15 protein-coding genes are annotated in these 16,706 nt (G+C 69.0%); 4 read left to right on the forward strand and 11 right to left on the reverse strand.

Annotated features, from left to right (window positions below; genetic code table 11):
• Window positions 1-3: 3 nt before the first annotated feature.
• The 3 genes from QMA07_RS08065 to QMA07_RS08075 form a co-directional block, all read right to left on the reverse strand.
• Window positions 4-534: a GNAT family N-acetyltransferase gene (locus QMA07_RS08065; protein WP_290161053.1), complete on the reverse strand. Its 531-nt coding sequence runs from the start codon at window positions 532-534 to the stop codon at window positions 4-6.
• Window positions 535-631: 97 nt separating this feature from the next.
• A complete protein-coding gene (locus tag QMA07_RS08070; RefSeq protein WP_290161055.1) occupies window positions 632-2,209 on the reverse strand; it encodes a DHA2 family efflux MFS transporter permease subunit in 1,578 nt (525 codons plus the stop codon).
• Window positions 2,206-2,832, reverse strand: a complete 627-nt coding sequence (locus tag QMA07_RS08075) for a PadR family transcriptional regulator (protein WP_290161056.1) — start codon at window positions 2,830-2,832, stop codon at window positions 2,206-2,208. The genes QMA07_RS08070 and QMA07_RS08075 overlap by 4 nt, the downstream gene beginning before the upstream one ends.
• Window positions 2,833-2,961: 129 nt before the next feature.
• On the opposite strand from QMA07_RS08075, the gene QMA07_RS08080 reads away from it, so the two are divergent.
• Both QMA07_RS08080 and QMA07_RS08085 read left to right on the forward strand, forming a co-directional pair.
• Window positions 2,962-3,840, forward strand: a complete 879-nt coding sequence (locus QMA07_RS08080) for a phosphoribosylaminoimidazolesuccinocarboxamide synthase (RefSeq protein WP_290161058.1) — start codon at window positions 2,962-2,964, stop codon at window positions 3,838-3,840.
• 230 nt (window positions 3,841-4,070) lie between these two features.
• Window positions 4,071-5,426, forward strand: coding sequence for a solute carrier family 23 protein (locus QMA07_RS08085; RefSeq protein ID WP_290161059.1), 1,356 nt, complete (start codon window positions 4,071-4,073; stop codon window positions 5,424-5,426).
• 77 nt (window positions 5,427-5,503) lie between these two features.
• Here the strand turns inward: QMA07_RS08085 and QMA07_RS08090 are convergent, their stop codons facing one another.
• The 5 genes from QMA07_RS08090 to QMA07_RS08110 are packed head-to-tail and all read right to left on the reverse strand — an operon-like array spanning window position 5,504 to window position 11,659.
• Complete coding sequence (locus QMA07_RS08090; RefSeq protein ID WP_290161060.1) at window positions 5,504-7,225, reverse strand: biotin carboxylase N-terminal domain-containing protein; 1,722 nt, start codon at window positions 7,223-7,225, stop codon at window positions 5,504-5,506.
• Complete coding sequence (locus QMA07_RS08095) at window positions 7,222-8,811, reverse strand: urea amidolyase family protein (RefSeq protein WP_290161062.1); 1,590 nt, start codon at window positions 8,809-8,811, stop codon at window positions 7,222-7,224. The genes QMA07_RS08090 and QMA07_RS08095 overlap by 4 nt, the downstream gene beginning before the upstream one ends.
• The gene (locus tag QMA07_RS08100; RefSeq protein ID WP_290161064.1) at window positions 8,811-9,611 is read right to left on the reverse strand and encodes a putative hydro-lyase; all 801 of its coding nucleotides are present in this window, start codon (window positions 9,609-9,611) and stop codon (window positions 8,811-8,813) included. The genes QMA07_RS08095 and QMA07_RS08100 overlap by 1 nt, the downstream gene beginning before the upstream one ends.
• A gap of 1 nt (window position 9,612) precedes the next feature.
• Window positions 9,613-10,377, reverse strand: coding sequence for a 5-oxoprolinase subunit PxpA (locus tag QMA07_RS08105; protein WP_290161065.1), 765 nt, complete (start codon window positions 10,375-10,377; stop codon window positions 9,613-9,615).
• A gap of 4 nt (window positions 10,378-10,381) precedes the next feature.
• Window positions 10,382-11,659 carry an NRAMP family divalent metal transporter gene (locus QMA07_RS08110; RefSeq protein ID WP_290161066.1) on the reverse strand — a complete coding sequence of 426 codons (1,278 nt, stop codon included), beginning with the start codon at window positions 11,657-11,659 and terminating at the stop codon, window positions 10,382-10,384.
• A gap of 174 nt (window positions 11,660-11,833) precedes the next feature.
• Here QMA07_RS08110 and QMA07_RS08115 point away from each other — a divergent pair, with 174 nt between their 5' ends.
• Window positions 11,834-12,490 carry a GntR family transcriptional regulator gene (locus QMA07_RS08115; RefSeq protein WP_290161067.1) on the forward strand — a complete coding sequence of 219 codons (657 nt, stop codon included), beginning with the start codon at window positions 11,834-11,836 and terminating at the stop codon, window positions 12,488-12,490.
• Window positions 12,491-12,524: 34 nt separating this feature from the next.
• On the opposite strand, the gene QMA07_RS08120 is transcribed toward QMA07_RS08115, so the two are convergent.
• Window positions 12,525-13,190 (reverse strand): TetR/AcrR family transcriptional regulator, encoded by a 666-nt coding sequence (locus tag QMA07_RS08120; RefSeq protein WP_290161069.1) that lies wholly within the window; start codon window positions 13,188-13,190, stop codon window positions 12,525-12,527.
• A 117-nt stretch (window positions 13,191-13,307) separates the two neighbouring features.
• On the opposite strand from QMA07_RS08120, the gene QMA07_RS08125 reads away from it, so the two are divergent.
• Window positions 13,308-14,123, forward strand: a complete 816-nt coding sequence (locus QMA07_RS08125) for a DUF1266 domain-containing protein (RefSeq protein ID WP_290161070.1) — start codon at window positions 13,308-13,310, stop codon at window positions 14,121-14,123.
• A gap of 95 nt (window positions 14,124-14,218) precedes the next feature.
• Here QMA07_RS08125 and QMA07_RS08130 read toward each other — a convergent pair whose 3' ends face one another.
• Both QMA07_RS08130 and QMA07_RS08135 read right to left on the reverse strand, forming a co-directional pair.
• Window positions 14,219-15,214, reverse strand: coding sequence for a LacI family DNA-binding transcriptional regulator (locus QMA07_RS08130; RefSeq protein WP_290161072.1), 996 nt, complete (start codon window positions 15,212-15,214; stop codon window positions 14,219-14,221).
• A gap of 56 nt (window positions 15,215-15,270) precedes the next feature.
• On the reverse strand, window positions 15,271-16,701 hold the full coding sequence (locus QMA07_RS08135; RefSeq protein ID WP_290161073.1) for a GH1 family beta-glucosidase: 1,431 nt from the start codon (window positions 16,699-16,701) through the stop codon (window positions 15,271-15,273).
• Window positions 16,702-16,706: the final 5 nt, after the last annotated feature.

The following is a 16,706-nucleotide window of genomic DNA, read 5'->3' on the forward strand; positions in this document are numbered from 1 at the left end:
CGGCTAGAGGGTGATCCAGTACCGGCGGAGCATGGCGTGACCACGCGCAGACTGGTCGCTGACGTCCTGCAGCACACCTCCGGCACCCTCGATCGTGCGGTAGGAGCCGACGTTGTCGTCGTCGCACGTGACGAGCACCCGCTCCAGACCGATCTCGCGTGCCCGCTCCAGACCGAGACGCAGCGCCGCTGAGGCGTAGCCCTGACGACGTCGCGACTCGCGGACCGAATACCCGATGTGTCCGCCCGCCTCACGGAGCCACTCGTTGAGCTCATGCCGGAACGACAGGAACCCGACGACCTCGCCGTCGTCGACGATCCAGTACAGATCGTTGTGCACGGCATCCTCGGGCAGATCGGCCGCGGTGTCGGCGAGCATCGTCGACTTCTCGATCAGGGCAGCGAGCGTCGCACGATCCGGGGTGACCGGGGCCTGCAGACCCGATCCGTCGACGTGCCCGTCACCGAATTCGGCGACGGCGGCCGCCCAGGAGTCGAACAGGTCGGTGGTGGGCCTCGTGAGCTCGATCGTCATCGCCCGATGACATCACATCGAGGTTCCCGGGGGCAAACCCGAGAGCCGGGCCATCCGCACGACCGTGCGGAAGACCCGACTCGTCGTCCGGGGCGGGTCACGCCGCGGGAGCTGACGCCTCTGCGGGGGCGGATGCCGCAGCGTCCGCCTTGTCGTAGCGGCCGAGGAAGAGCGACGCCACGAGGGCTATGACCATCACGCACGCCGGCAGCAGGATCGCCTGCGACATGCCGGCGGCGAATCCCTCGGCGACCTGCGGCGGGAGTGATCCGCCGCCTTCGACCCCCGCGGGAGCGTCGGCGAGACCCGGCAGGTTGGCCTCGAGACGTGACTGCATGAACGCGGCGATCGATGCCGAGCCGATGACCGATCCGATGGTGCGCGTCGTGTTGTAGATGCCGGCGCCGGCTCCGGCCTGGCGGGGAGGCAGCTTGCGGGTCGCGGTGGTGGCGAGCGGTCCCCACATGCCGGCGTTGCCGACGCCCATCAGCGCCGAGGGCAGCAGGAACATCCAGATCTCGGTGTCCATGTTGATCAGGGCCGAATACCAGACGAGCGCGACCACCACGCAGAGCAGACCCGGGATGAGGATGATCCGCGGGTCGATGCGGTCGAGCAGCTTGCCGGCGAACGGGGCGAGCACTCCAGACAGCACGGCCATGGGGATCAGCAGCAGAGCGGCCTGGGTCGGGGTGAGTCCTCGCGCCGTCTGCAGGAAGAACATCATCGGCAGCGACATGCTCGTCACGGTGAAGCCGACCGCGGCGATCGCCACGTTCGCCCCCGAGAAGTTGCGGTCGCGGAACAGCGCGAGAGGCACCAGAGCCTCGCTGCGCGTGCGCGCCTGCTGCACGATGAAGAGGGCGAGCACGACGAGGCCGGCGATGATGATGCTCCACACCGAGATCGGTCCCCAGATGACGCCCCAGTCGAACTTCTCGCCCTCCTGAAGTCCGAAGACGATGAGGAACAGCGCCACCGCGCTGAGGACGACGCCCAGGACGTCGAAGCGGTGGGCGCTGGTCTGCAGCTTCGGCACGAGTCTCCAGGCGAGCACGAAGGCGACGACCCCGACGGGGATGTTGACGAAGAAGATCCACTCCCAGCCGAAGCCGTCGACGAGCAGGCCGCCGACGAGCGGTCCCACCAGCGTCGCGACGCCGGCCGTCGCACCCCACAGCCCCATGGCGGCGCCGCGGCGCTCGGGTGGGAAGGTTCGGGTGATCACGGCCATCGTCTGCGGCGTCATGAAGGCGGCGCCGAGCCCCTGCACCGCACGAGCGGCGATCAGCATCTCGAGCGAGTTCGACAGCCCGCACCAGAGCGACGCGAGAGTGAAGATGGCGAGGCCGATGAGGTAGATGTTCTTCGGGCCGAAGCGGTCGCCGAGGCGTCCGGTGATCAGCAGCGGCACCGCATACGCCAGCAGATAGGCGCTGGTGACCCACACGACGTTGTCGAGGTTGTTGGTGGTCGGATCGAGGGCGGCCTTGATCGCGGGGTTCGCGACCGAGACGATCGTCGTGTCGACGAGGATCATGAAGAAGCCGATCACGAGCGCCCAGAGCGCGGGCCAGGGGCTCGCGGGTCGGTGCCCTGCGGCGAAGGTGCCGGTCGAGGGACCGGATGACGCGGATGCCGTGGGCCGGCCTCCGGTCGAGGGGGAATCGGTCATAGCTGTGCAGCCTTTCGCTGAGCGAGGTAGCGGTCGGTGTTCTCGAAAGCCGTGGGCCCCCAGGGGAACGCCTCGGCCTCGAGACGATCGAGGAGCGAGTCGAGCCAGTGCAGCTCGGCGTCGAGCAGCACCTCCTGGCGCTCGAACTCGACGAGCACCTGCTCGGGCGCGCCCGTTCGACGAGCGCCGATCAGTCCGTCACGGTGCAGCGCGTGGCCTTCGGCGAGGGCCTCACGTCGCGAGCGGAGACACTCGATGACGTCGGGGCGCTCGAGGTTGTGCGCCTCGGCGAGCGCGATGCGGAACTCGGCCGGGCGCTCGATGATCGACAGCTCGCGACGCAGCCAGTCGACCAGGGCGTCTGTTCCGGCATCCGTGAGCGTGTAGGTGGTGCGCTCGGGTCGATTGCCCTCTCGGTCGATGCCCACCTCGTCGATGAGCCCGGCCCGTTGGAGCCGGGCGACCGTGTGATACAGCGTCCCGTTCGTGACGGCGAGCAGCCGCTCATCGCGGCGAGCGCGCATCAGGCGCACCATCTCGTAGGGATGCATGTCGCCCTCGCGCAGCAGCGCGAGGATCATCACCCCCATCGGGGTCAGTCGCTCCGAAGGTTGCTTCGACACGTGCTCCACCTCAAATAGTCCACGTGGACTATACGCTCTTTCAGACCGCTCGACAAGGCGGATGCCGAGCTCTCCCGCTCTACCAGCCCTTGACACGACACCGGCGACGTCTACCGGGATAATGGGCGGGTGAGCACACCTTCGGACAGCAACGCACAGACCATCCCCGGCTGGCGCCACATCTACTCGGGCAAGGTCCGCGACCTTTACGCCTCGGATGACGCGGCCGACACCCGCATCCTCGTGGTCGCCTCCGACCGCGTGAGCGCCTTCGACTTCGTGCTGTCGCCGGGCATCCCCCAGAAGGGAGCACTGCTCACGCGTCTCAGCCGCTGGTGGTTCAGCCAGCTCAGCGATGTTCCGAACCACCTCGCCGAGGGCGAGATCCCCGCAAGCGTCGCAGACCGCGCCATGCTCGCGCAGTCACTCGAGATGCTGCCCGTCGAGTGCGTCGTGCGCGGCTACATCACCGGATCCGGCTGGGCCGAGTACACCGAGAGCGGCACCGTGTGCGGCATCCCGCTGCCTGCCGGCCTGCAGAACGGCGACCGGCTTCCCGAACCGCTGTTCACCCCGGCCTACAAGGCGCCGATGGGCGAGCACGACGAGAACATCACCTTCGAGCAGACCGTCGAGCTCGTCGGCGCCGAGCGGGCGGCCGAGCTGCGCGACGTCTCGCTCTCGCTCTACACCCGTGCGGCCGCGATCGCCGAGGAGAAGGGCCTGATCCTCGCCGACACCAAGTTCGAGTTCGGCACCGATGCCGACGGCTCCCTGCACCTGGCCGACGAGGTGCTCACGAGCGATTCGTCGCGGTACTGGGATGCCGAGGCCTGGCGCACCGGTTCGACCCCGAGCGAACGCATGGCGAGTTTCGACAAGCAGATCGTGCGCGATTGGCTGGCCTCGAACTGGGACAAGCAGGGTGAGCCGCCCGCTCTGCCCGAAGACATCGTCGAGCGCACCGCAGCCCGCTACCGCGAGCTGATCGAGCGCCTCGGGGCCTGACCCCTCGCTCCCCCACGCTTCCGAACGCTTCCCCAACGCCTCCGGACGCTTCCGAACGCTTCCGAACGCTTCCGGGAGGAGAACTGCGCCTGGGGAGGACAGATCCTCGAGAATTCTCCTCCCCAGGCGCAGAAGTCCTCCCGAGGAAGCGCTCCACGGCACCCAGGGAACATTCAGGAATCGGTAGTGTTGCTCCAGCACTCCCCCTCCCCCGATCCTGAGGAGCCCGCATGCCCCTGTGGAAGACCCACGGAAACGGCCGCACTGTCGAGCCCGGCGCCGTCGTCAAGCCCGAAGAGCGTCTGAACTGGCCGGCCACGATCGCGATCGGCGCCCAGCACGTCGTCGCGATGTTCGGCGCCACGTTCCTCGTGCCGACGCTGACCGGCTTCCCCGTCTCGACGACGCTGCTCTTCAGCGGTCTCGGCACGCTGATCTTCCTGCTGATCACGAAGAACCAGCTGCCCAGCTACCTCGGTTCGTCGTTCGCCTTCATCGCGCCGATCACCGCCGCGGTCGCCGCCGGCGGCACGGGCTCGGCACTCGCGGGCGTGGTCGCGGTCGGCATCCTGCTGACCGTCGTCGGCCTGGTCGTGCAGTTCGCCGGGCTCCGCTGGGTCGACGCGCTCATGCCGCCGGTGGTCGCCGGAGCGATCGTCGCCCTGATCGGCTTCAACCTCGCCCCGACCGCGTGGAACAATTTCCAGCTCGACCCCGTGACCGCGACCATCACGCTCGTCGCGATCATCCTGTTCGCGGTGTTGTTCCGCGGGTTCCTCGGACGCATCTCGATCTTCCTCGGTGTCGCGGTGGGCTTCATCTACGCCGCTTTCACGGGGTCCTTCGAGGTGCCCAACGCGCTGCGCGGCGGCAAGACGCCCGCCGAGCTCATCGCCGACGCGCCCTGGGTCGGCCTGCCCGAGTTCCAGCTTCCCGACTTCATCGCCCCCGGCACCTGGTCGACCATCGCGATGTTCCTCCCGGTCGTGCTGGTGCTCGTCGCCGAGAACGTCGGCCATGTGCGCGGCGTCGCGACGATGACCGAGGACCCCGCCATCAACAAGCACACGGGTCGTGCCCTGATCGCCGACGGCGTCGCCACGACCATCGCCGGCGGCTTCGGCGGTTCCGGCACCACGACCTACGGTGAGAACATCGGCGTCATGGCCGCGACCCGCGTATACTCGACCGCCGTCTACTGGGTCGCCGGGCTCTTCGCGATCCTGCTGGCGTTCTCGCCCAAGGTCGGCGAGGTGTTCAACTCGATCCCCGCCGGCGTGCTCGGCGGTGCGACGACCGCGCTCTACGGTCTGATCGGCATCATCGGCATCAAGATCTGGGTCGACAGCAGGGTCGACTTCTCGCGTCCGGTGAACCAGTACACGGCCGCCGTGTCGCTCGTGATCGGCATCGCCGGATTCTCGATGCAGCTCGGTGACTTCGCGTTCGGCGGCATCGTGCTCGGCACGGTCGCGGCACTGCTGATCTATCACGTGGGCAACGCGATCGCCCGTGCACGCAAGACCGGCGCCGATGACCCGAGGCCGCTCGAGGGCGTCGGCCCGCTGGGCGGCGACCCCGCATAGTCACGCACCACTCACTGAACGCGAAGATCCCGGATGCTGCGGCATCCGGGATCTTCGCGTTCAGTGCCGCGCGGGGCTCAGGCGATGACGGCGAGGACCCCGTCCGGCACGATCGACGTAGAGAGCTCTGCCCGGTGCGCCAGGACGCCGGTGCGGTGCGCCGCGACCGTGGTCTCCATCTTCATCGCGTCGAGCACGGCGACAGGATCGCCCTCCTCGACGTGAGTGCCGTCGTCGGCGAGCCAGCGCACGAGCGTGCCCGGTGCCGGCGAGCGCAGCTCGGTGGGATCGGATGCCGCCGGCGCGGACCCGGCATCCGCCGGACCGCCCAGACCGCCGAGACCTGCGAGCAGACCGACCGGCAGCCCGAGCACGACGCGGCGTCCGTCGATCTCGACGGGGAAGCGCTGAAGAGCGGCATCCGAAGCGGGTGCCGGCCGCAGCTGCGGCTCGAGGCGCGGCAGCAACGTGCGCTCGATCCACTGCGTGTGCACCGCGAAGGTCTCGGTGGCGAAGGCCTCGTCGTCGAGCGCGAGCAGGTCGAACGGGATGACCGTCGCCGGACCCTCGATCCCGAGTTCGCGCAGCGCCCGTCGCGCGCGCACGAGTGCCGCATCACGGGTGTCGGCGTGCACGATGAGCTTCGCGATCATCGAGTCGAACGCGGGCTGCACGACGTCGCCCGCTTCGATGCCGCTGTCCCACCGCACACCGGGTCCGCCCGGTATCCGCAGGGATTCGACGCGGCCCGGGCTCGGCAGGAAGCCGCGTCCCGGGTCTTCCGCGTTGATGCGGAACTCGATCGCGTGCCCTGTCGGCGTCGGGGTCTCGGTGAATGAGATCCCCTCTCCGAAGGCGATGCGGAACTGCTCGCGCACCAGGTCGGTGCCCGTGACCTCTTCCGTCACAGGGTGCTCCACCTGGAGGCGGGTGTTGACCTCGAGGAACGAGATGGTGCCGTCGGCGGCGAGGAGGAACTCGACGGTTCCCGCACCGCGGTACTGCACCTCTGCGCAGATCGCCCTGGCCGCATCGTGGAACCGCGCGCGCTGATCGCTCGACAGCCCCGGCGCCGGCGCCTCCTCGATGAGCTTCTGGTTGCGTCGCTGCATCGAGCAGTCTCGGTCGCCCACCACCACGATGCCGCCGAGCCCGTCACCGAGCACCTGCACCTCGATGTGACGCGGGCTCTCGAGGAACCGCTCGACGAAGCACTCGCCGCGGCCGAAGGCGGCGATCGCCTCGCGGGTCGCGGCGTCGAAGGCCTCGGCGACCTCGGAGAGCTCGCGCACCACCTTCAGGCCTCGTCCGCCACCGCCGAATGCCGCCTTGATGGCGATCGGCAGACCGTGCTCCTCGGCGAACGCCACGGCCTCTGCGGGGCCGGCCAGCGGCTGATCTGTGCCGGCCGCCAACGGCGCTCCGACGCGCTGCGCGATCCGGCGCGCGGTCATCTTGTCGCCGAGCGCGTCGATGCTGTCGGGCGAGGGTCCGATCCAGACGAGACCGGCGCCCTCGACGGCTCGCGCGAACTCCGCGCTCTCCGACAGGAATCCGTAGCCGGGGTGCACGGCATCCGCGCCGCTCTTCCGCGCCGCGTCGAGCAGCGCATCGATGGAGAGATAGGTGGTGGCAGCCGTGTCTCCGCGCAGGCCCAGCGCCTCGTCGGCGAGTCGCACGTGCAGGGCGTCGGCATCCTGGTCGGCGTAGACCGCGATCGACGTGTATCCGGCTTCGGCGCAGGCGCGGATGACGCGCACGGCGATCTCTCCGCGGTTCGCGATCAACACCTTGGTCATGAGGTCTCCTTGACGATGAAACGAACTCGCGCGCCGGGCGGCAGCTGGCCGGCGAGGTCGAGGCTGCGATCGGTGAGCGCACCGATGATCGGGTATCCGCCGGTGAGAGGGTGATCGGGCAGGAACAGCACGGGCTGACCGTCCGGTGGCACCTGGATGGCGCCGGTCACGGCCCCTTCGCTCGGCAGCTCTCCGCCGATCGACCGCTCCAGGGGCTCGGGCCCCTCGAGTCGGATGCCCACCCGATCGGAGCGCGGCGTGACCGTCCACTCCTGGCGGGTGAGGGTCGCGAGGGCTGCGGCCGTGAACCAGTCGTCACGCGGACCGAGAGTGACCTCGAGCTCGACGAGGTCGCCGGCAGCAGGGAGCGACCTCGGCACGGTGTCGGGCTCGACGGGGTGCGGTGCCGAGTCGCCCACACGGAGCACGTCGCCCGCGGCCAGCGGCGCAGGTCCGAGCCCGGCGAGGGTGTCGCTCGCGCGGCTGTCCAGCGCCGCGTCCACGGCCACACCGCCGCGGACGGCGATGACGGAGCGCAGCCCGCTGGTGGGGTGTCCGAGGGTGAGCTCGTCGCCGTCCACGGTGGCGAAGGGCGCGCCGTGGGCGATCCGACGGGCCACACCCGCCGCATCGATCAGTTCGAGAGAGCCGACAGCACCCGCGACAGCGGCGACCCCCGCACCGCGGAAGCGCAGCACCGCACCCCCGACGCTCTCGAGCACGGCAGCCCCGGGGGCATTGCCCACCGCACGGTTCGCGTCGCGCATCGCACGACGATCGGCCGCTCCTGACGCCGAGACGCCGAGCGCCGCGAAGCCGGGGCGACCGGCATCCTGCACGAGCATCTGCAGCGACGGGCGCACGATCTCGATCGCGCCGGACCTCGGAAGCCCCGGATCCGGCGCGCCTTCAGCCGCGTGTCGATCGGTGACACGCCGCGCGTCGACGCGATCGTCTGCGTTCTCCGACGTCACGACCTGCTCACGCACCTGCTCGAACCGCACGGTCGTACCCGGCGACAGCAGAGCCGGCGGGTCGCGATCGATGTCCCACATCAGCGCATCCGTGCGTCCGATGAGCTGCCACCCGCCCGGACTCTCGCGCGGGTAGACCCCGGTGAACTGTCCGGCGAGCGCCACCGATCCCGCAGGCACTCGGGTGCGGGGCGACGAGCGGCGCGGCACGTCGAACAGGGGATCGCTGCTCACCACGTAGCCGAAACCGGGAGCGAAGCCCGAGAAGGCGACCTTCCAGTCTGCGGCGAGGTGTCGGTTCACGAGCTCTGCCGCCGACACTCCCAGCAACGACGCCGCCTCGCCGAGGTCCTCGCCGTCGTACCGCACCGGCACCGTGACCTCTCCGGTGGCGGGCAGATGGGCGGTGTCGATCTCGGTCGCCGCGAGCACGTCGGCCAGGTCGGCGGCAGAGATGACGAGCGGATCGAAGCGGACGAGCACGGTGCGAGCGCCGGGGATGCGCTCGACGACGCCACGCACGCCGTCCCAGGCGAGGTTCAGACGCATGGCCTCATCGAGGTCGGCCGCCTCGACGAGAAGCGCGTGATCGGATGCCGTGAGGATGCGCATCAGACGAGGTACTCCGCATCCGGCACGTCGGTGATGAACATGTAACCCGGCGCGTGCGTGATCGCGAACGGCGGCTTCGAGGCCATGATCGCGGCCTGCGGGGTGACGCCGCAGGCCCAGAACACCGGCACTTCGCCGTCGCGCATCTCAGGGGCGTCTCCGAAGTCGGGCCGGGCCAGGTCGAGGATTCCGAGCGATGCGGGGTCGCCGATGTGCACCGGAGCACCGTGCACGGCGGGCGTTCGGCCCGAGATCTGCACGGCATCCGCCACTCGATCCGCGGCGATCGGACGCATCGACACGACCATCTCGCCGCTCAGGCGACCCGCCGGCGCACAGGGCACCGCAGTGCGGTACATCGGCACGTTGCGCCCGAGCTCCTGATGACGGATCGGGATGCCCGCCTGCACGAGTCCGGATTCGAATGTGAAGCTGCATCCGATGAGGAACGACACGAGGTCCGGATGATCCGCCCAGGCTGCCGTCGCGTCGGTGACCTCTTCGGCCAGTTCGCCGTCGCGCCAGATGCGGTACCGACCGATGTCCGTGCGGATGTCGCTGCCCGGCGCGAGCCGTGACTCGACCACGCCCTGCTCGATGACCTCGAGCACCGGGCACGGCTTCGGGTTGCGCTGTGCGAAGAGCAGGGTCTCGAAGGCCCAGTCCGCGGGCACGGAGATGAGGTTCGCCTGTGTCAGTCCGACCGCGACCCCGCTGGTCGGCTCGGAGCGCCCGGACCGGATGGCGACGCGAGCCGCACGCGCATCGGCGAGCTGGTCGGCGGTCGGAAGAACTGTCATGTCAGACGCCCGCGAACGGCGCGATCGTGATGCCCGCCTCCTGCAGCATCCGCTTGGTCTCGGCCGCCATCGCCACCGAACCAGGGCTGTCTCCGTGCACGCAGATCGACTGCGCACTGACCGGGACGTCTGTGCCGTCGACCGCGCGGATCACTCCCTCGCCGGCGAGGCGCACCATGCGCTCGGCGACGACGGCGGGGTCGTGCAGCACAGACCCGGGCTCGGTGCGCGAGACGAGCTGTCCGTCGGGCTGATAGGCCCGATCGGCGAACGCCTCTGCCGCTGTCCGGAGACCCGCCCGTTCGGCGACCTCGAGCACGACGCCACCGGCCAGCCCCAGCAGCACGAGGCTCGGATCGATCGCGCGGACGGCCGCCACCACGTCCTTCGACTGCCGCTCGTCACGCGCGATCGTGTTGTACAGCGCTCCGTGCGGCTTGACGTAGGCGACCTCTCCGCCGACCGCAGCGGCGAGACCGATCAGCGCTCCGAGCTGGTACTCGACGTGGGCCTGCAGCGTGGCCGAGTCGATATCGACCTTCGTGCGACCGAAGTTCTCGTAGTCGCGGTATCCGGGGTGCGCGCCGATGACGACGCCTCCGGCCACCGCGCTCGCGAGGGTCTCACGGATGCCCTCGGGGCTTCCCGCATGGAACCCGCACGCCACATTCGCGCTCGTCACGAGGCGGAGCATGCTCTCATCGTCGCTGACGATGCGATCGGGGACGTTCTCGCCGAGGTCGGAGTTCAGGTCGATGGATGCCAAGGGGTCACGCTCCTGTTCCGAGGAAGGCGAAGATGGGGCCGACTGAGACGATGCCCATGTACCAGGTGAGCAGCGTGACGACCGTGCCGGCGATGAGCAGCCACAGCGGGTACTTCTTCGAGCCGAGCAGATCACGACGGAACCAGCCGATGTACATGAACACCGTGAGGCCGATGGGCAGGATGAGTCCGTTGAAACCGCCGACGAAGACGAGGATCGCCGCAGGCGCCGTGCCGATCGACAGGTAGACGATCAGTGACACGACGATGAAGGCGACAGTGGCCAGCTGCAGAGGCCAGCCGCCCCTGAGCTTCTTCGTGAAGGTCGAGAGGAAGGTCGCCGACGTGTACGCCGCGCCGATGACCGAGCTGATCGCCGCGGCCCAGAAGATCGCACCGAAGATGCGCAGTCCCGCGTCGCCGAGCACGGCGCCGAAGGCCTGCCCTGCGGGGTTCGCGGCCTGGCTCGACAGGTCGAGCGAGACGCCCGAGGCGACCACACCGAGGATCGCGAGGAACAGCACGTAGCGCATGATGCCGGTGACGAGGATGCCGTTCGCTGCCGCGCGCATCACGGGCCCGGCGTGCTCCGGGCCGGTGTGACCGGAGTCGAGGTAGCGGTGGGCGCCCGAGTAGGTGATGTATCCGCCCACGGTTCCGCCGACGATCGTCGTGATGGTGGCGAAGTTGAGCTCGTCGGGCACGAACGTCTGCCGCAGGGCCTCGCCGATCGGCGGCTGGGCGATCACGGCGACGATCACGGTCATCACGATCATGCCGACGCCGAGGACCACGAGCACGATGTCCATCACCGGGCCCGCCTTCTTGATGAGGAAGATGATGATCGCGAGTGCCGCGGTGAGTGCGCCGCCGAGCTTGGGATCGATGCCGAGCAGGGCGTTCAGGCCCAGTCCGCCGCCCGCGATGTTGCCGATGTTGAAGGCCAGACCGCCGATGACGACGAGCACGGCGATCAGGTGGCCCGAGAAGGGGATGGCGCTGTTCGCGAGCTCTCCGGCGCGCTTGCCCGAAGAGGTGATCATGCGCCACACGTTCAACTGCACCGCGATGTCGACGAGGATCGAGACGAGGATCGCGAACGCGAAGGCGGCCCCCATCGTCGCGGTGAACGTGGCCGTCTGGGTGATGAATCCGGGGCCGATGGCGCTGGTGGCCATCAGGAAGATCGCGCCGATCACGGCGCTGCGCCCTGCGCGTCTCTTGGCTCCGGCGAGGCGGACTTCGTCTTCTGCGGACAGCGGGGGTGCGGTGTTCTCTGACATTGCGGGGGATTTCCCATCGTCGTTGGTGGGTGTCGAGTGACACCCAGTGTAGAACGGAACGGAGATTATTGTTCAACAACTTTGTTTCGGTCGCGCTACGAGCGGGTTGCATTCGCATGTTGCCATGGCTTCCTCCTCGAACAATCCGCCGGGCGGGCCGCCTACGATGAAGGCATGAACCAGCAGGGCATGCTCGCCGATGCGCTCCGTCAGCAGATCATCGACGGAGCGTTCGCCCCGGGTTCACGGCTGTCGGAGTCCGCCATCGCCGAGCACTTCGGCGTCGCGCGGAACACGCTGCGCGAGGCGTTCCGCGCCCTCTCCGAGCAGGGGCTGCTCGAGCACGTGCCGCACCGCGGGGTCTCCGTGGCGTCGCCCTCGATAGCCGACGTCATCGACATCTACCGCGCCCGTCGGGTCATCGAATGCACCGCGCTCCTGCACTCCGAGCCCGAGCACCCCTCGGTGCAGCGGATGCAGCAGGCGGTGCTCGCCGCAGAGGCGGCCGCCCGGGACGCGCTCCTCGACGACAGCGAGACCTGGCATGCGGTGGGCAGCGCGAACATGGCGTTCCACGTCGCCCTGGTCGATCTCGCCGACAGCCCGCGACTCGCCCGCACCTATCGCGACCTCGCCGCCGAGCTGAGACTGGCGTTCCTGAAGATCGACGATCCCCGAGCGCTCCACGAGCCGTTCGTGCGCAAGAACCGCGCCGTGCTCGACACCTTCCTCGCGCGCGGTGCGCAGGAAGGTGCGGCCGAGCTGGAGCGCTACCTCGTGCAGTCGGAGCGCGTCGTGCTCGGAGCGTTCGCTCGGATGCAGCTGGGGTGACACGACCGGCGGTCGACGGCCGACCGCGGCGCGATCATTCCTCGTCGCGCAGGGCCCCGGAAGCTCTCGTCCTCGCGTCAGGATCGCGCGGGGCGAGTGTCAGCGGAAGCGGTGCCTCAGGCTCGGGCAGGCCGTAGAGGCGGCGCACCCAGCGTCGCGCGTCTTCGAGCGGATAGGTGTCGCCATAGACGGCGTACTTCATGAAGACGCCCTCGAGGGTGGTGCGCAGCATGATCTCCTCGAGCGGAGGATCCGCAGCCCCCCTCTCGCCGAAGATCGCGCGCACGGCGTTCTCCGACGCGATCGCCTGCTCGATGAACCGTGTCTCCGCCTCGGCGAACATGCGGTGCGTGCCGGGTTGCTGCTGCATCGCGAAGACCGCTCGCTGCAGCGGCAGTGCGAAGCCGGCGGCCGCGAGCGCACCGTCGATGATCCCCGCGAGACGGAGATCAGCAGGACCCTCGACCTGAGGGATAGCGAAGAGCGCCTCGTACCAACGATCGATCACCGCCGCGACGAGCTGCTCCTTGCCGCCGAAGTGATAACTGACGAGCCCCTGGGCGACCCCGGCATGCCGCGTGATCTCGGCGATGCTCGCCCCCGGGACCCCGCGCTCGGCGAACAGCTCGATCGCTGCCCGCAGGATGGCTTCGCGGGATCGTTCTCGCGCGGCCCGGTTGTGTTCGAGTGAACGTGCCATTCGTGTCCCGCTCCCCAGCATCGGACGACTTCGATTTCTCCCCCCGGACCCTATATATTAGCGATTGAATAGTTGTTCAAGCTATGAGTGCCCCCAGCCCTCACCCTCAGGAGTGTGATGAGCACCACAGGACGGTTCGCGCGGCCCCAGAGGCTTGCGGCCTCCGAGCTCTTCTCCACCACCGACACCGAGGCGACGGAGATCGCGCTGGGCCTCCTGCAGATCACCAGCCTGCCGTCGGGCCCGTGGAACGATCCGACGGCCCCCGGCCTCGGAGACGACGAGAAGGCGCTGCTCGCCGAGCAGTGGGGCATCCACGATCGCGGGGACTGGCTCGGCACGATCGACCACCTCACCACGGTGCGACGACGACGGCATGTCTGGATGCTCCATCTCTCCGTCCGCAACGACCTGCACATGGCCCTCGGGCGGGTGCCGACGGCGAACGAATGGCTCGACACGATCGCGGCCGAGGGTGGAGACGAGCGCGACGCGCGGCCGTTCGCCCGCGGCATCGAGCACATCGAGCAGGAGGTGCGCAAGCGAGTCGGCAAGGAGGTCGTGACGCCCGACCTGTTCGTCCGCACCCTCGACGCGTACGCACTCGGCCAGGCCGTGGCGATGACGACCTGGGGTGTGGCGCTCGGGTACGCCGACGTCGCCGAGGCGCGTCGGATCATCCACCGGATCAGCGTCGAGACGAGGCCGTCGTTCGTGTCGTGGACCGACTTCGGCCTGAGCTACATCGCGGGATGCGTCATGCGCTGGAGCGACGGCACCCTCGACGAGGACTCGTTCGAGAAGTACGGCGACGTCTGCGGCGAGTTCGCGGCAGCAGCGAGCGCCAAGCGTCACGGCCCGTGGGCGACACTGCCGTGGCCTGCACCCATCGATCAGCGATCCCTGCGCCAGCACCAGTATCGGATCGGCTGAGGGCCCGAAGACCCACGGATGCGGACCGACCTGGAGGGGCGTATGGTCCGCATCCGTGTTCGACCGTCGCGACCGCCGAGCCGTCGCTCAGGCGTCTACGACGAGGCGCGCACCACCAGCTCGGTCGGCAGGATCGTCGTGTGCGCGGGGTCGCGACCGGCGAGACGCGAGAGCAGCACTCCGGCCATCGCCTCGCCCTGCGCGTACATGGGCTGCCGCATCGTGGTGAGCGGCGGGTCGGTGCTCAGAGCGACGGACGAGTCGTCGAACCCGACGAGCGCGACGTCTTCGGGAACACGGATCCCGGCTGAGCGGAGCGCGGTGAGCGCACCGCGGGCCATGAGGTCACTGGCGACGAAGATGGCGTCGGGGCGCCCCTCGGCCAGGATGCGGCGTGCGGCATCCGCTCCACTGACCTCGCTGTAGTCACCTGCCTCTTCGGCGAACGGCGAGAGACCCGCGTCAGCCAGCGCGCTGCGGAAGCCCTGCACGCGGTCGACGGACGAGACCATCGTCATGGGCCCCGAGATCGTCGCGATGCGCGTGCGGCCGGTCTCGATCAGATGCCGGGTGGCCGCGCGGGCTCCGGAGACGTTGTCTACGTCGACCACGTAGTCGCCCTCACGGATCCGCACCGGTCGTCCACCCCAGACCACCGGCACGGCGTCGGCGACGCGGTCGATGAACGCATCGCTGGTGTGATGCGACACGATGAGTGCGCCGTCGACACCGCCGTTGCGCACGAAGCTCGTCATCTTGTCGCCGGGGTCGTCGCTGGCGATGAGCAGGTTGAGCAGGTAGTCGGATCCTCGGAGCGCACCCGTGATGCCCGCGACGATCGCCGCGAAGAACGGGTCGCCGAAGAAGCGCGTGGTGTCTTCGGGCACGATCAGGGCTATCGCATGAGTCTGCCTCGACGCGAGCGACCGCGCCGCTCGGTTGGGCACGTAGCTCAGCCGCTCGATGGCGCGCTTCACCGACTCGAGGGCTTCAGGACTGACCGCCGTCGAGCCGTTGACGACGCGCGACACCGTCGACCGTGAGACTCCTGCGGCCGATGCCACCTCTTCGATGGTCGCTCGTGATGACACGACTCTCCCTCCGTCCGGCGGCGAAGCCGGATGCTCCCTGTTGCCGCCGCCCGGCGTCAGAGAGCGCGAGCGGCGATGATGCGAGCGTACTCCCGACCGGAGTCCTTCAGACTCCGCTCCTGGGTGTCGTAGTCGACGCGCACGATGCCGAAGCGCTTGTCGTAGCCCCACGCCCATTCGAAGTTGTCGAGCATCGACCAGTAGAAGAAGCCGCGGACATCGACTCCGGCATCCGCCGCGTCGAGCACGGCAGCGAGATGCAGACGCAGGAATTCGGTGCGGTCGGCATCGTGAACGCGCGTCTCGCCGTCTTCGACGACCGCGACGTCGTCGTATGCGGCGCCGTTCTCGGTCATGTAGAGCACGGTTCCCGCGGGCTGGGCGTACTCGGTCCAGACGCGCTGCAGCAGGCGGGTCAGCCCCTCGGGCTGCACCTCCCAGTTCTGGGCGGAGCGCGGCAGGCCGCGCTCGACAGCGTAGATGTCGTGGCTCGACGGGTAGGGACTGCGGGCGGCCCGCCCGGTCGCGGGCCCTCCGCTGACGGGCATCTCCGCCGGCGCCGTGCCGGACACGAAGTCGCCGTGATAGTAGTTGACGCCCTGCGTGTCGATGCGTTGCGAGATCGTCTCGAGGTCGCCGTCGTGCACGGCGTCGACGAAACGCGCCACAGCGTCAGCATCCACTGCCCTGATGTCCCTGATGATGTCGTCCGGGTACACCCCGCGGTAGATCGGGTCGAGGAACCAGCGGTTGAACTGGCCGTCGACTCGGCGAGCAGCGTCGACGTCTGCCGGGTTCGTCGGGTCTGCGGGGTCTGCGACCGTGTGGTTCAGGGTGATGCCGAGGTTCAGGCTCGCATCCCGGCCACGCAGCTCACGCACCGTCTCTCCGTGGGCGAGCAGCAGGTGGTGCGCCGAGAGCAGCCCCTCGGCGACGCTCGTGTGACCCGGGGCGTGCTCGCCGCCGGTGTAAGAGAGGAACGACGAGCACCACGGCTCGTTCAGAGTGGTCCACACGTTCACGCGGTCGCCCAGCGCGTCATGCATCGTGCCCGCGTACTCGAGGAAGCGACCGACCGTGTCGCGGTTGGTCCAGCCGCCGGTCTCCTGCAGCGCCTGCGGCATGTCCCAGTGATACAGGGTCAGCCACGGCAGGATGTCGTTCGCGAGCAGCTCGTCGACCAGGCGCTCGTAGAAGTCGACGCCCTTCGCGTTGACCGCACCGCCGTCGGGACGCACCCGCGACCACGAGGTCGAGAAGCGGTATGTCTGCAGACCGAGCTCCTTCATGAGCGCGACGTCCTGCGGGTAGCGGTGATAGTGGTCGCATGCCACGTCGCCGTTGTCGCCGCCGATCACTGCACCGGGCTCGCGGCTGAAGGCGTCCCAGATCGACGCGGTGCGCCCGTCTTCGAAAGCGGCCCCCTCGATCTGGTACGCCGCTGTCGCGGCGCCGAACAGGAAGTTCTCGGGGAAGGCACGGGTCATAGGGG

It is taken from the genome of Microbacterium sp. APC 3901 (genome assembly GCF_030407765.1).
In the GTDB taxonomy this organism is placed as follows: Bacteria; Actinomycetota; Actinomycetes; order Actinomycetales; family Microbacteriaceae; genus Microbacterium.

Bases quoted from the DNA above. Each gene is read 5' to 3' on its own strand.
- QMA07_RS08135 (WP_290161073.1), bottom strand. From the start codon at position 16,701: ATGACCCGTGCCTTCCCCGAGAACTTCCTGTTCGGCGCCGCGACAGCG.
- QMA07_RS08065 (WP_290161053.1), bottom strand. From the start codon at position 534: ATGACGATCGAGCTCACGAGGCCCACCACCGACCTGTTCGACTCCTGG.
- QMA07_RS08070 (WP_290161055.1), bottom strand. From the start codon at position 2,209: ATGACCGATTCCCCCTCGACCGGAGGCCGGCCCACGGCATCCGCGTCA.
- QMA07_RS08120 (WP_290161069.1), bottom strand. From the start codon at position 13,190: ATGGCACGTTCACTCGAACACAACCGGGCCGCGCGAGAACGATCCCGC.
- QMA07_RS08115 (WP_290161067.1), top strand. From the start codon at position 11,834: ATGAACCAGCAGGGCATGCTCGCCGATGCGCTCCGTCAGCAGATCATC.
- QMA07_RS08095 (WP_290161062.1), bottom strand. From the start codon at position 8,811: ATGCGCATCCTCACGGCATCCGATCACGCGCTTCTCGTCGAGGCGGCC.
- QMA07_RS08085 (WP_290161059.1), top strand. From the start codon at position 4,071: ATGCCCCTGTGGAAGACCCACGGAAACGGCCGCACTGTCGAGCCCGGC.
- QMA07_RS08100 (WP_290161064.1), bottom strand. From the start codon at position 9,611: ATGACAGTTCTTCCGACCGCCGACCAGCTCGCCGATGCGCGTGCGGCT.
- QMA07_RS08110 (WP_290161066.1), bottom strand. From the start codon at position 11,659: ATGTCAGAGAACACCGCACCCCCGCTGTCCGCAGAAGACGAAGTCCGC.
- QMA07_RS08125 (WP_290161070.1), top strand. From the start codon at position 13,308: ATGAGCACCACAGGACGGTTCGCGCGGCCCCAGAGGCTTGCGGCCTCC.
- QMA07_RS08090 (WP_290161060.1), bottom strand. From the start codon at position 7,225: ATGACCAAGGTGTTGATCGCGAACCGCGGAGAGATCGCCGTGCGCGTC.